Source organism: Halobacillus sp. Marseille-Q1614 (assembly GCF_902809865.1).
Lineage (GTDB): Bacteria > Bacillota > Bacilli > Bacillales > Halobacillaceae > Halobacillus_A.
Genome location: NZ_CADDWH010000001.1, coordinates 1380764 through 1393589, shown reverse-complemented (window position 1 = coordinate 1393589; position 12826 = coordinate 1380764). Strand labels below are relative to the sequence as shown.

Here is a 12826-nt window from a genome sequence, read left to right as displayed (position 1 = left end):
CTATTTGCACAGGGAGGGATTCCATTGAGTAAAAACGTAACAGAATTAACTCAAGAGCTGGTTACTCCAATTTTAGATCAAATGAATCTTGAGCTGGTTGACCTTGAATTCAAAAAAGAGGGTAAGAACTGGTTCTTGCGTGTCTTTATCGATAAGCCAGGCGGAGTAGATATTGAAGAATGCGGACAAGTGTCTGAGCAGCTTAGTGAAAAGCTGGATGAAGCTGACCCGATTGAGCAGGCTTATTTTCTGGAGGTTTCCTCACCTGGAGCAGAACGGCCTCTGAAAACGCCAGCCGACTTTGAAAAATATACAGGCGAACACGTCTATATGAAGTTGTATGAACCTATTGAAGGGGAAAAAGAGTTCGAAGGTACACTTCTCCAGTTTAAAAATGATACAGCTGTGATTGAAATACAAATAAAAACCCGTAAAAAACAGCTGGAGGTACCTTACGAAAAAATAGCGAAGGCAAACTTAGCCGTTACTTTTAATTAAAGGGGGATATATGGTGAGTAGTGAACTATTTGATGCCATGAATTATTTAGAAAAGGAAAAAGGCATTGACAAAGGTCTGTTGTTAGAAGCGCTTGAAGCCGCTCTAATTTCCGCTTATAAGAAGAATTTTAACTCTGCGACGAACGTTCGTGTCGACATTAATGAAGAACAAGGCAGCATGAAAGTATTTGCCAGAAAAGTCATTGTTGATGAAGTGATGGATCCTCAGCAGGAAGTATCTATTGAGCAGGCGAAAGAAAAAGATCCTAATTATGAAGTCGACGATGTTATCGAAGTAGAGGTTACGCCAATGGACTTCGGCCGTATTGCAGCCCAGGCGGCTAAGCAGGTTGTAACTCAGCGTGTACGTGAAGCAGAGCGCGGCATTATCTACGGAGAGTATGTCGATCGTGAAGAAGACGTAATGACAGGAATCATTCAGCGTAAGGATCCGCGTTTCGTCTATGTGAATTTAGGCAAAATAGAAGCGAGGCTTCCTGAAGGCGAACAGATGCCGACAGAAAAGTATGAAGTTCATGACCGCTTGAAAGTATATGTAACGAAAGTGGAGAACAGCAATAAAGGACCCCATATTTATGTTTCCCGTACTCACCCAGGCCTTCTAAAGCGTCTATTTGAAATGGAAGTGCCGGAAATTTATGATGGTACAGTAGAAGTAAGATCTGTTGCCCGTGAAGCAGGAGACCGTTCGAAAATCTCTGTATTTGCGGAAGATCCGGAAGTGGATCCGGTTGGTTCTTGTGTTGGACAGCGTGGACAGCGTGTTCAAGCAATCGTGAATGAACTAAAAGGTGAAAAGATCGACATTGTACAGTGGTCTGAAGACCCTGTGGAATACGTCTCCAATGCCTTAAGCCCTTCAAAGGTTGTAGAAGTTCTTGTCAATGAAGAAGAAAAAGCAACTACAGTGATCGTACCTGATTACCAGCTGTCCTTAGCGATTGGTAAACGCGGACAAAATGCGCGTTTAGCTGCTAAATTAACAGGCTGGAAAATTGACATAAAGAGTGAAAGTGAAGCATTAGAAGAAGGGGTCATCTCGGAATCATCTGATGATAAAGAGATCGAATCCGAAGAATCAGCTGAATAGGAGGGGGAAGCGATGGCCCAAGCCAAAAAACCACCATTAAGAAAATGCGTCGTCACCCAGGAAATGAAACCAAAAAAAGAACTCATCCGGGTGGTCCGCAATAAAGAAGGTGAAGTTTTCGTTGATCAAACGGGAAAGAAAAACGGCCGGGGGGCTTACGTTTCTAAAAGTCTTGAGGTCATAGATAAGGCAGAACAGCAGCAGGCGTTAAATCGTCATTTAAATGCAAAGGTCAATGCTTCTGTCTATGAAGACCTGAGAAACCTGATAGAAGGTAAAGACTCATGAGTGGATCTTATTTAAATCTGTTAGGTATCGCTAATAGAGCAGGTAAGTTAACCTTGGGAGAAGAGCAAATTACAAAAGATATTCAAAAAAACAAGGCGAAACTGGTCCTTATCGCCGGGGATACCGGTAAACAAACAAAGAAAAAGCTGACAGATAAGTGCAGCTTTTATGAAATACCCTGCTACATGGTGGATGATCGTGATACTCTTTCACAAGCCATAGGAAAGTCAGGGAGAGTCGCGATCGCAGTTCTGGATCAAGGATTTGCGAAAAAGTTGCAATCGCTGCTCGATGAATCTATTCGGGGGTGAAAGAATGAGTAAAATGCGTGTATATGAATATGCAAAAAAGAATGATGTGTCTAGTAAACAAGTGATCGAAAAATTAAAAGGTTTAAACGTGGAAGTTTCCAACCATATGTCTATGATTGAAGACGGAATAAAAGGAAAGCTTGATCAGGCTTTTGGCAAAGGTCCGGCTAAAGACCAGCAGAAAAAGCCGGCGAACAATAACCAGAAGCAGAATTCCAAGCCTAAAGGAAAGAATAAAAACCAGAAAAACAACCGTAACAACAACCAGCCAAAAGGCGGCCATCGTAATCAGCAGGCCCAAAAGCCTCAAAAACAAACACCAGAAAAGATTACTTACTCTGGGTCTCTTACAGTAGGCGAACTGGCTGAGAAATTAAACAAAGAATCATCAGAGTTAATTAAAAAGCTGATGCTTCTAGGCGTTATGGCTACGAAGAACCAGGACTTAGATGGGGATACCATCGAATTAATCTGTGCAGAATATGACGTGGAAGTCGAAGAAGAAGTCGTTGTAGATGAAACAGATATCGAAAACATGACGTTTGAAGACGACCCTGCTGACTTGCAAGAGCGTCCGGCTGTTGTAACGATCATGGGACACGTTGACCATGGGAAAACAACGCTTCTGGACTCTATCCGTCATACGAAAGTGACAGAAGGAGAAGCTGGAGGAATTACTCAGCACATCGGAGCTTATCAAGTAGAAGCTGCTGATAAGAAAATCACATTCCTTGATACACCGGGACACGCTGCATTTACAAGCATGCGTTCACGTGGTGCTCAGGTTACAGACATCGCAATTTTAGTGGTTGCTGCAGATGACGGCGTTATGCCTCAGACAAAAGAAGCGATCAGTCACGCGAAAGCAGCAAATGTTCCAATTATTGTTGCGGTTAATAAAATGGATAAAGAAGGGGCTAACCCGGACCGTGTCATGCAGGAGCTTATGGAATATGAGCTTATTTCTGAAGACTTTGGCGGAGATACCATCTTTGTTAAAATGTCTGCAGTAAAAGGCGAAGGTATTGATGAGCTTCTTGAAATGATCGTGCTCGTATCAGAAATGGAAGAGTTCAAAGCTAATCCTAACCGTCCAGCTTACGGAACAGTTATCGAAGCTGAGCTGGATAAAGGACGCGGCCCTGTTGCAACTTTACTTGTTCAAAACGGTACACTTAAAGTCAGTGACCCTGTCGTAGTAGGGAACACCTTCGGCCGTGTGCGTGCGATGGTCAACGACCTTGGACGCCGTGTGAAAGAGGCAGGACCTTCTACCCCAGTAGAAATCACAGGTTTAAATAACGTGCCGCAGGCTGGTGACCGCTTCCTCGCTTTTGAAGATGAGAAAAAAGCAAAAGCGATCGGGGAACAACGCCAGCAGAGACAGATCGAAGAAGATAGAAGCTCAACGGCTAAAGTAAGCTTAGATGACCTGTTTGAACAAATTAAACAAGGGGATATTAAAGATATCAACTTAATTTTAAAAGCAGATGTTCAAGGGTCTCTTGAAGCCTTAGCCGGTTCCCTGCAAAAAATCGAAGTTGAAGGCGTTAAAGTGAAGATTATTCACACAGGCGTAGGTGCGATTACGGAATCAGACGTAACGCTTGCTTCAGCTTCCAATGCGATTATCATCGGTTTTAACGTCCGTCCTGACGGGAATGCAAGAAAAGCAGCGGAATCAGAGAATGTGGAAATTCGTCTGCACAACATCATTTACAAAGTAATTGAGGAAATTGAAGCAGCCATGAAAGGTATGCTCGATCCTGAGTACGAAGAGAAGATTATCGGCCAAGTCGAAGTCCGTGAAATCTTTAAGGTTTCTAAAGTTGGAACAATCGCCGGTTCTTATGTAACAGACGGAAAAGTTACTCGTCATTCAGGAGTACGCGTTATCCGCGACGGAGTAGTTATCTTTGAAGGTGAAGTCGATGCGCTGAAGCGTTATAAAGATGATGCGAAAGAAGTTGCTCAAGGTTATGAGTGCGGTATTACAGTGAAGAACTTTAATGATATTAAAGTAGGCGACATCATCGAACCTTACGAAATGCAGGAGATCGAACGTACATGATTTTAAGTGCTGAGGTGGAATGTTTCATATATGACGCCCAGTCCTTAAAGCAAAAACGTTCAGTTATTAAAAGAATTCAATCGAGACTCAGCAATGAATACAACGTGGCTGTCAGCGAGCTGGATTACCAGGATCTCTGGCAGCGCACTTGTATCGGAATCGTTACGGTTGCCAGCAGTAAAGTTATCTGTGAGCAGACGATCCAGCAGGCTTTATCATTAATGGATTCTTTTCCTGAAATTGAGCGGGCAGATACGACTTTAGAATGGCTGTAGTGCTTTATTGTTGAAGAGGTGATAGGAAATGAATGATCTACGCGCAAATCGTGTCGGAGAACAGATGAAAAAAGAACTGACTGATATTATCAGCAAAAAAATTAAAGATCCGAGAGTAGGCTTCGTTACAGTAACAGAAGTCAAAGTTACGGGTGACCTGCAGCAGGCAAAAGTGTTTATTTCTGTTCTCGGGGATGAAAAGCAGAAGCACGATACGTTAGTCGGCCTTGCCAAAGCGAAAGGATTTATCCGCTCTGAAATTGGCCAGCGTATACGCCTGAGAAAAACCCCGGAAATTATGTTCGAGTTCGATGAAGCGATCGAACGGGGAAATCGTATCGAAACGATCTTAAAAGATTTAAACGATACGGATTAATAAGTGACAGGCTTACAAAAAGAAATCCGTGCTTAACGTAGCGCGGATTTTCTTATGAAAAGACTTTTTAAATAAGCTCGGTTGGATAAGCTGCGGCATTAAGTCCGGTACGCCCTGCACTGGTGGGTTTTATCGAGGAGACCCGGGCGTTCTTCCGTGAAAAGGGAGCGAATTTCCCCCGGTCAACTGAGTGTATGAAAAAAGGAGGGGGTGTATGGATGAACGGGATACTCCCATTATGGAAAGAAAAAGGCTTTACTTCACACGACTGTGTCAGTAAAGCACGGGGGATGCTGAAAACGAAAAAAATAGGCCATACCGGCACTCTTGACCCTGAAGTAGAAGGAGTTCTTCCATTATGTATCGGCAGAGCAACGAAAATTGTCCCCTTTTTAACCGATACGAAAAAGGTTTACGAAGCGACCGTTACGTTAGGCTTTGCAACAGAAACGGAAGACCAGACAGGAGAAGAAGTCGAACGGGCATCCGTCGATCCTGTGCCTTCAAATCAAGACATAGACAATGTTCTCTCTCAATTTAAAGGTGAAATCACTCAAATTCCGCCGATGTATTCCGCTGTAAAAGTAAACGGCAAGCGGCTCTATCAATATGCACGTGAAGGCAAAGAAGTTGAGAGGCCGAAGAGGAAGGTTACCATTCACGAAATTGGACGGTTGAGTGATATAGAGAAGTCAGGTGACACCTGTTCTTTTTCAATAAAAGCCTCCTGCTCCAAAGGCACATATATTCGCACACTATGTGTTGATATCGGGAAAGCGCTAGGTTTTCCCGCTCACATGTCATCCCTTGAGCGTCTGCAGACAGGGGACATAAAAAGGGAAGACTGTTTTACTTTTGAGGAGGTTCAACTCCGCGTTGACCAAGGGGATGTAAAAGAGCTGATCCTGCCTTTAGACAGAGGGCTGAATCATTTAGAAACGTTAATCATGGGGGAAGATAAACGATTTTCTGTCGAGAACGGCCAGGTACTCCCCCGGCCAAAAAGCATGGAGTCAGACATCGTTGTTGTAAAATTAAACGGGGAGGCGCTGGCTATCTATCAGCAGCATCCAACGAAGCATGATAAAATAAAGCCGATACGAGTATTTTAAAAATGGAGCAGGTGAAACAAAATTGAGAACGATTCATTTAAGTGTCGAAGAAAGTCTTCCAGCTGGCTCTATTGCCCCTTCAGCGGCTGCCGTCGGTTTTTTCGATGGCATCCATAAAGGTCATCAGAAAGTCATTCAGACGGCCCGGCAGAAAGCTGAGGAGCTAGGGGTATCGAGTGCTGTCATGACGTTCGACCCTCATCCATCTGTAGTATTAAATCATAAAGTAAAACATGCTTCCTATATTACTCCGCTTGAAGATAAACAAGAAATTCTTTCTGAGATGGGCGTCGACATTTTATATGTGATCCGCTTTAATAAAAAGCTGGCCTCTCTATCACCGCAGGAGTTTGTGGAACAATTCTTTATTCAGTTAAACATACAGCATGTAGCCGCCGGCTTTGACTTCAGTTTTGGCTTCAAAGGGCAGGGCTCTATGGATACCCTGCCCGAGCTGGCTCAAGGGCGATTTACGACTTCTACCGTCTCCCGTGTCGAGGAAGAAGAGGAAAAAGTTAGTTCCACCCGCATTCGTTCTTTCCTGGATAATGGAGAAATGGAGGAAGTGAGGAGACTTCTCGGGCGTCCGTTTGTTGTCAGCGGTCAAATTAATGATCCGAAGCGGTCTGACAGATTAACCGTACAGCTGAAGCGCCCGTATTATCTGCCGAAGTCCGGCCTCTATGCTGTCCGCCTGAAAGCAGGCAGAGAGTCGTATGAAGGGGCGGCGATTATTTATAATAATTCCGCGGTGGAAATCTATTCTATAGAATCTTATAATTTAGAAGATGAAGATACGGTTTCGATAGAATTTTACGGCTATATCCGCGAAATAAAAAAGAATGGAAATTTTCCTGACAGCGTGCAGAAATCAATCCCAAGCAAACAGGAAGTGCGTCAATTTTTACAGTGATAATGCGGTTTTCTCTTGCATTTTAGCTGAAAAAAAGTTAATCTGTACTATGGAACCTTCGCTTGGCGGCACGTAACTCCGGCGTCCGCTCGGGGAAAGGGAATTCAAATCTATTTAGGAGGTGTAGCTATAATGGCTATCACACAAGAACGTAAACAAGAACTAATCAATGAGTACAAAACTCATGAAAATGACACAGGATCTGCGGAAGTACAAATCGCAGTTCTTACAGAGCAAATTACGAACTTGAACGAGCACTTGCGTACACACAAGCAAGACCACCATTCTCGTCGTGGATTGCTTAAAATGGTAGGTAGACGCCGTAACTTACTAAACTACCTGCGTAATAAAGACATTACACGTTACCGTGAGTTAATCAAGAGCCTTGGTCTACGTCGCTAATGCAGGAGAAAAAGCGGGAGTTAATCCCGCTTTTTCTGTATGTTTACATAATTTTTAGTGTAAACTATGAGTTAGATAATTACTTTGTCTGATTGAGAGGAGTCAAATATTTTATGTCAGCAGAAAATCAAGTCTTTTCAATCGATGTAGCAGGAAGAAACTTCTCCGTCGAAGTTGGAGAACTGGCTAAGCAGGCCAGCGGTGCCGCCATGATTAAATATGGCGATACTTCCGTGCTTTCAGCTGCAACGGGTTCAAAAGAGCCAAAAGACCTTCCCTTTTTTCCATTAACCGTTAATTACGAAGAACGTTTATATGCGGTAGGGAAGATTCCGGGAGGATTCATTAAAAGAGAGGGCCGTCCAAGTGATAAGGCCGTCCTTGCTTCCCGTTTAATCGACCGCCCGATCCGTCCGCTTTTCCCAGATGGCTTTAGAAATGATGTACAAGTGATCAGCACGGTAATGAGTGTGGATCAGGACTGCTCCACCGAAATGGCCGCGATGCTTGGTTCATCAATTGCTTTAGGAATCTCAGACATTCCATTTGGAGGTCCTATTGCCGGTGTTGTTGTCGGACGTGTAGACGGCGAATTTATCATTAATCCTACAATAGAAGAACAGGAGAAAAGTGATATCGATTTAACGGTTGCCGGAACGAAAGATGCGATTAACATGGTAGAAGCAGGAGCTAACGAAGCATCCGAAGAGGATATGCTTGAGGCGATAATGTTCGGCCATGAAGAAATTAAGCGCCTTGTCGAGTTCCAGGAGCAGATTATCGCAGCTGTCGGTAAAGAAAAAATGGAAGTACAGCTTTTTGATTTAGACGCAGAGCTAAAATCAAAAGTAGAAGCTGAAGCAACTGAATCACTAGTTGCTGCCATTCAAACAGAAGAAAAGAAAGCTCGTGAAGAAGCAATCGATAATGCTAAAAAGGCGGTTGTCGAGTCTTATGAAGAGCTCGAAGCAGATGAAGATACGCTTAAACAAGTGAAATCTATTTTAGATAACATTGTCAAAGAAGAAGTACGCCGCTTGATCACGAAAGAAAAGGTTCGTCCGGATGGAAGAGGAATTGATGAAATCCGTGCCTTATCTTCAAGAGTAGGCATCCTTCCGCGTACACATGGTTCCGGCCTATTCACTCGTGGCCAAACTCAAGCCTTAAGCATTTGTACTTTAGGAGCTCTAGGTGATGTGCAGATTCTTGACGGACTTGACCTTGAAGAGTCCAAGCGTTTTATGCACCACTACAATTTCCCTCACTATTCTGTAGGTGAAACTGGGCCGATCCGCGGACCTGGACGTCGTGAAATCGGACACGGGGCTTTAGGTGAACGTGCACTAGAAGTAGTCGTACCTTCAGAAACGGAATTTCCTTATACGATCCGCTTAGTATCAGAAGTTCTTGAATCCAATGGATCCACTTCACAGGCTAGTATCTGTGCGAGTACATTGGCCATGATGGACGCAGGGGTTCCAATTAAAGCGCCTGTAGCCGGAATTGCAATGGGACTTGTTAAATCAGGAGAAGATTACTCTATTCTGACAGATATTCAAGGCATGGAAGATTTCCTTGGAGATATGGACTTTAAAGTAGCAGGAACAGCTAAAGGAATCACAGCACTCCAAATGGATATTAAGATTGAAGGCCTATCCAGAGAGATTTTAGAAGAAGCATTGGCTCAAGCGAAGAAGGGCCGCCTGCAAATTCTTGACTCTATGCTGGCTACGCTTCCTGAATCCAGAACAGAGCTTTCCCGTTATGCGCCTAAGATTATGACTATGAAAATTAATCCGGATAAAATTCGTGATGTTATCGGGCCAAGCGGTAAACAAATTAACAAGATCATCGAAGATACCGGCGTAAAAATCGACATTGAACAAGATGGTACCGTATTTATTTCTTCCACAGAATCTGAAATGAACAGTGTCGCTAAGAAAATCATTGAAGACATTGTCCGCGAAGTTGAAGCTGGAGAAGTTTATCAGGGAACCGTTAAACGTGTTGAAAAATTCGGCGCCTTTGTTGAGCTATTTAAAGGAAAAGAAGGCCTTGTTCATATTTCTGAACTTGCGGAAGAACGCATCGGAAAAGTTGAAGATGTAGTATCCGTTGGAGATTCTATTAAAGTAAAAGTAAAAGAAATTGACAGGCAGGGAAGAATCAACCTTTCCAGAAAAGCGATTCTTATCGATGAGAAAAAGGAAAAAGAAGCAAAAGAAACTACAGAGTAAAAAAACAGAGACTGGTTAGCCAGTTTCTTTTTTTATGTTTAAAATTCTAGTCCTCACCCGTTTTGCATATACATTTGCCAAGGGGCTGATGGATGTGCACGGGATCATAAAAATTATAGCGGCTATTTTACTTGTGACAATTATCGTTACGGTACAGCAGGATCAGCGTCGGGCGGTGCCCGCAGCTAATACCTCTTCTTTGTATGAGGAAATTAAAGAGAAGCAGAAAGGGTACGAGTTTCCACCGGAAAATGCCCGCATCGACAAAGTGTGGAAAAAGATTCCCGGCTTAAATGGCCGAAAAGTGAATCTTGAGAAATCATACGAGAATATGAAAAAGTCCAACACTTTTGATGAGAAAAAATTAGTATATGACCAGGTGGAACCGGAAGTGAAGCTTGAGGACCTTCCCGCCGCTCCGATTTATAAAGGAAATGAGCAAAAGAATATGGTCACTTTTTTGATCAACGTTTCGTGGGGAGCCGAGTATATTCCATCTATGCTCGAAACATTGGATAAGCACCAGGTAAAGGCGAATTTTTTCATTGACGGAGCATTTGCAAGAGACAATCCATCACACGTACAGATGATCGAAGAAAAAAACCATCTGATTGGAAGTCATGGGTTTGGGCATCCTGACTTTTATACATTAAGGGAATCGTCGGCCAAAGAAAACCTTGTGAAAACAAATGAACTGCTGGCTTCCTTTTCAGATGAGCCGATTCGGTGGTTTGGTCCGCCTTCAGGAAGCTTTTCCAATGAGACGGTGACTGCTGCGGAGTCTCTCGACATGCTGACGATCTTATGGACAGTTGATACGATCGACTGGAAGAAGCCGACTCGTGAAGTATTGCTTGAGCGGGTCCAAAACAATGTCCATAATGGGGCTACGATTTTAATGCATCCTACAAAGGTGACGAGCGAGAGCTTAGATCCGCTGATTACACAATTAAAGAAAAATTATCAGATCGTTACGCTGGACGTATTAATGAGTGAAAAAAGATAAGAAGGGTGGCTTTTTTGTGAGAATGAAAAAGCTTGCTTTAAAGGAAGTTATTGATTTAAAAGAGGGGAAAAAGCTCGGAGTTCTCGGTCAGGCTGATATTAACTTTGACCCGGAAAGCGGCCAGATCATTTCATTAGTCATTTTCAACCGCAGCCTGTTTCAGACGAAGTCGGAACTCGTGATCGACTGGTCCCAGGTTCAAGCGATAGGTGAAGACACGATTTTAATTAACCATTGAGCCGGGCGTGGAATCCCGGCTCTCTTTTTCTGTAGGATTTGTTAAATGTATAGGAACCAGAATAAGTTAATTCCGTTGCGAAAAATGAAAAAATAACGGATGGAAACAACTCGATATCCCTGCCCCTTTTTCGCTGATAAAAGGGGCGAGGTGTTTTATGGATCAGCCCTGAAGTTTGTGGAAACTGTAAAAAGAAATGAACTGCCTCTCAGAAGGTGATAACTGAACCAGCTTGGGAGAAAGGGAGAAGCCTATTTTTGTCAGGGCAGAGCAGTCTTCCTCTTTGGATCAGCATATATTCATAAACTGGGCTGTGACTCTATGTCACAGCTTTTTTTTGTTGTCATAAACTGCGAGGGAGTTCTAAGAATAGAACACACTTACAGATGAAATCTGCATACGATACAAGGAGATGAAACCTATTAAGAAGGAGACTCTGGGCATGTTAACAGGATATCACGTAGCGGTCATGGGGGGCGATGCCCGACAAATAGAAATCATAAGGAAATTGCATGAGTGGGATGCCCATGTCTATTTAGCCGGATTTGACCAGCTGAATGGAAGTTTCACCGAGTGCACTGATTTAGATTTCAGCGGCTCCCACGTCGAGAAACTGGATGCAATTATCTTACCGATCGCCGGAACGGATGATCAGGGTATGATTGATGGAATTTTTACAAACCGTACGATTTCTTTACAGACTGACTGGCTAAAAAAGACCCCCGCCCACTGCCAAATCTACTCTGGAATTGCTAATGATGCATTAAAGAAAATTGTGAAAAAAGCGGGCCGGGATCTCATCCCGCTCATGGACCGTGATGATGTGGCTATTTATAACTCCATTCCTACCGTGGAAGGGACGATTATGATGGCTATTCAGCATACGGATTACACGATCCACGGATCGAAAGTATTGATACTTGGCCTGGGACGCGTAGGCATGAGCCTGGCCAGAACTTTTCATCAACTGGGGGCCAAAATCAGCGTCGGCGTCCGCTCTGATGCCGGGAAGGCGCGCGTCTATGAGATGGGATTGACTCCAATTGATATGCGCGATATAGACAAATATGAGATGGAGTTTGATTATGTATTAAACACTGTTCCCGCACCTGTCGTCAATGCTTCGATTATTAAAAAACTGCCTTCACATGCGTTGATTTTGGATCTGGCTTCTAAACCAGGAGGTACAGATTTTCGATATGCGGAGAAACGGGGCATTAAGGCGATTTTAGTTCCCGGTCTGCCTGGTCTTGTCGCGCCGAAAACAGCAGGAAACATTGTGGCGAACGTAATTTGCGGAGAGCTGCAAAAGAGTAAACGAAAGGTGGAAGAATAATGGCAAGTTTAAAAGGAAAGACCATTGGATTTGGCCTTACTGGATCTCACTGTACCTATCACGAAGTATTTCCTATCCTTCAGCAGCTGAAGGATGAAGGAGCGACCGTCATTCCCGTTCTTTCAAGTACTGTACAAAAAACAGATACAAGATTTGGCGAAGCGGCAGAACATATGAAAACGATCGAAAAAATAACACAGGAACCGCTGATTACGACAATCCCGCAGGCAGAGCCTTTAGGGCCTAAGAGGCCGCTCGACTGCATGGTTATTGCACCTATGACCGGTAACTCTACAAGCAAGTTCGCTAACGCCTTGACCGACTCCCCTGTTTTAATGGCGGCTAAAGCGACTTTGCGAAATGAAAAACCGGTTGTACTTGCGATTTCAACAAATGATGCGTTAGGATTAAACGGAGTGAACGTGATGAGACTGATGGCAGCTAAAAACATTTACTTCGTACCTTTCGGACAGGATCATCCTTTTATGAAACCGAATTCACTTGTCGCAGATATGACACTGATTCCTGAGACCATTGAAGCAGCGCTCGAAGGCAGACAAAAACAGCCCGTTTTAATCGAAAGGTACAAGGCGTAATTCTTATTTCTTTACCAGTTTCGTCACTAATATGGTAAAATAACAAGATAGTG

General features: G+C 43.5%; 15 protein-coding genes. All 15 read left to right on the top strand.

Going from position 1 to position 12826, the window contains the following annotated elements:
• Nucleotides 1-24 precede the first annotated feature (24 nt).
• The 15 genes from rimP to HUS26_RS06940 all read left to right on the top strand — a co-directional run bounded on the left by rimP (nt 25) and on the right by HUS26_RS06940 (nt 12773).
• The gene (gene rimP, locus HUS26_RS07010) at nt 25-498 is read left to right on the top strand and encodes a ribosome maturation factor RimP (protein ID WP_173916475.1); all 474 of its coding nucleotides are present in this window, start codon (nt 25-27) and stop codon (nt 496-498) included.
• A 13-nt stretch (nt 499-511) separates the two neighbouring features.
• Nucleotides 512-1609, top strand: a complete 1098-nt coding sequence (nusA, locus tag HUS26_RS07005; protein WP_173916474.1) for a transcription termination factor NusA — start codon at nt 512-514, stop codon at nt 1607-1609.
• Between the two features lie 12 nt (nt 1610-1621).
• The gene (gene rnpM, locus HUS26_RS07000) at nt 1622-1897 is read left to right on the top strand and encodes an RNase P modulator RnpM (protein ID WP_173916473.1); all 276 of its coding nucleotides are present in this window, start codon (nt 1622-1624) and stop codon (nt 1895-1897) included.
• Nucleotides 1894-2208, top strand: coding sequence for a YlxQ family RNA-binding protein (locus HUS26_RS06995; protein WP_173916472.1), 315 nt, complete (start codon nt 1894-1896; stop codon nt 2206-2208). Before rnpM ends, HUS26_RS06995 begins: the two co-directional genes overlap by 4 nt.
• 4 nt (nt 2209-2212) lie before the next feature.
• On the top strand, nt 2213-4279 hold the full coding sequence (gene infB / locus HUS26_RS06990; RefSeq protein WP_173916471.1) for a translation initiation factor IF-2: 2067 nt from the start codon (nt 2213-2215) through the stop codon (nt 4277-4279).
• On the top strand, nt 4276-4554 hold the full coding sequence (locus HUS26_RS06985) for a DUF503 domain-containing protein (protein ID WP_173916470.1): 279 nt from the start codon (nt 4276-4278) through the stop codon (nt 4552-4554). Before infB ends, HUS26_RS06985 begins: the two co-directional genes overlap by 4 nt.
• Before the next feature lie 28 nt (nt 4555-4582).
• On the top strand, nt 4583-4930 hold the full coding sequence (gene rbfA, locus HUS26_RS06980; protein WP_173916469.1) for a 30S ribosome-binding factor RbfA: 348 nt from the start codon (nt 4583-4585) through the stop codon (nt 4928-4930).
• 218 nt (nt 4931-5148) lie between these two features.
• Nucleotides 5149-6042 (top strand): tRNA pseudouridine(55) synthase TruB, encoded by an 894-nt coding sequence (gene truB / locus HUS26_RS06975; RefSeq protein WP_173916468.1) that lies wholly within the window; start codon nt 5149-5151, stop codon nt 6040-6042.
• 22 nt (nt 6043-6064) lie between these two features.
• Nucleotides 6065-6955 (top strand): adenylyltransferase/cytidyltransferase family protein, encoded by an 891-nt coding sequence (locus tag HUS26_RS06970; RefSeq protein ID WP_173916467.1) that lies wholly within the window; start codon nt 6065-6067, stop codon nt 6953-6955.
• Nucleotides 6956-7087: 132 nt separating this feature from the next.
• A complete protein-coding gene (gene rpsO / locus HUS26_RS06965) occupies nt 7088-7357 on the top strand; it encodes a 30S ribosomal protein S15 (protein WP_082234152.1) in 270 nt (89 codons plus the stop codon).
• A gap of 113 nt (nt 7358-7470) precedes the next feature.
• Nucleotides 7471-9597: a polyribonucleotide nucleotidyltransferase gene (pnp, locus tag HUS26_RS06960; RefSeq protein ID WP_173916466.1), complete on the top strand. Its 2127-nt coding sequence runs from the start codon at nt 7471-7473 to the stop codon at nt 9595-9597.
• A 94-nt stretch (nt 9598-9691) separates the two neighbouring features.
• Nucleotides 9692-10603, top strand: coding sequence for a polysaccharide deacetylase family protein (locus HUS26_RS06955; protein ID WP_173916465.1), 912 nt, complete (start codon nt 9692-9694; stop codon nt 10601-10603).
• 22 nt (nt 10604-10625) lie between these two features.
• Entirely contained in the window at nt 10626-10841 is a 216-nt protein-coding gene (locus HUS26_RS06950) for a YlmC/YmxH family sporulation protein (protein WP_254434270.1), read from the top strand.
• Nucleotides 10842-11283: 442 nt separating this feature from the next.
• The gene (gene dpaA, locus HUS26_RS06945; protein ID WP_173916463.1) at nt 11284-12177 is read left to right on the top strand and encodes a dipicolinic acid synthetase subunit A; all 894 of its coding nucleotides are present in this window, start codon (nt 11284-11286) and stop codon (nt 12175-12177) included.
• Nucleotides 12177-12773, top strand: a complete 597-nt coding sequence (locus HUS26_RS06940) for a dipicolinate synthase subunit B (RefSeq protein ID WP_173916462.1) — start codon at nt 12177-12179, stop codon at nt 12771-12773. Before dpaA ends, HUS26_RS06940 begins: the two co-directional genes overlap by 1 nt.
• Nucleotides 12774-12826: the final 53 nt, after the last annotated feature.

What these genes read in the sequence shown, in the direction of transcription:
- rnpM (WP_173916473.1), top strand. Translation starts at nt 1,622, where the DNA reads ATGGCCCAAGCCAAAAAACCACCATTAAGAAAATGCGTCGTCACCCAG.
- HUS26_RS06940 (WP_173916462.1), top strand. Translation starts at nt 12,177, where the DNA reads ATGGCAAGTTTAAAAGGAAAGACCATTGGATTTGGCCTTACTGGATCT.
- HUS26_RS06995 (WP_173916472.1), top strand. Translation starts at nt 1,894, where the DNA reads ATGAGTGGATCTTATTTAAATCTGTTAGGTATCGCTAATAGAGCAGGT.
- rpsO (WP_082234152.1), top strand. Translation starts at nt 7,088, where the DNA reads ATGGCTATCACACAAGAACGTAAACAAGAACTAATCAATGAGTACAAA.
- truB (WP_173916468.1), top strand. Translation starts at nt 5,149, where the DNA reads ATGAACGGGATACTCCCATTATGGAAAGAAAAAGGCTTTACTTCACAC.
- dpaA (WP_173916463.1), top strand. Translation starts at nt 11,284, where the DNA reads ATGTTAACAGGATATCACGTAGCGGTCATGGGGGGCGATGCCCGACAA.
- pnp (WP_173916466.1), top strand. Translation starts at nt 7,471, where the DNA reads ATGTCAGCAGAAAATCAAGTCTTTTCAATCGATGTAGCAGGAAGAAAC.
- HUS26_RS06985 (WP_173916470.1), top strand. Translation starts at nt 4,276, where the DNA reads ATGATTTTAAGTGCTGAGGTGGAATGTTTCATATATGACGCCCAGTCC.
- rbfA (WP_173916469.1), top strand. Translation starts at nt 4,583, where the DNA reads ATGAATGATCTACGCGCAAATCGTGTCGGAGAACAGATGAAAAAAGAA.
- infB (WP_173916471.1), top strand. Translation starts at nt 2,213, where the DNA reads ATGAGTAAAATGCGTGTATATGAATATGCAAAAAAGAATGATGTGTCT.
- HUS26_RS06950 (WP_254434270.1), top strand. Translation starts at nt 10,626, where the DNA reads ATGAAAAAGCTTGCTTTAAAGGAAGTTATTGATTTAAAAGAGGGGAAA.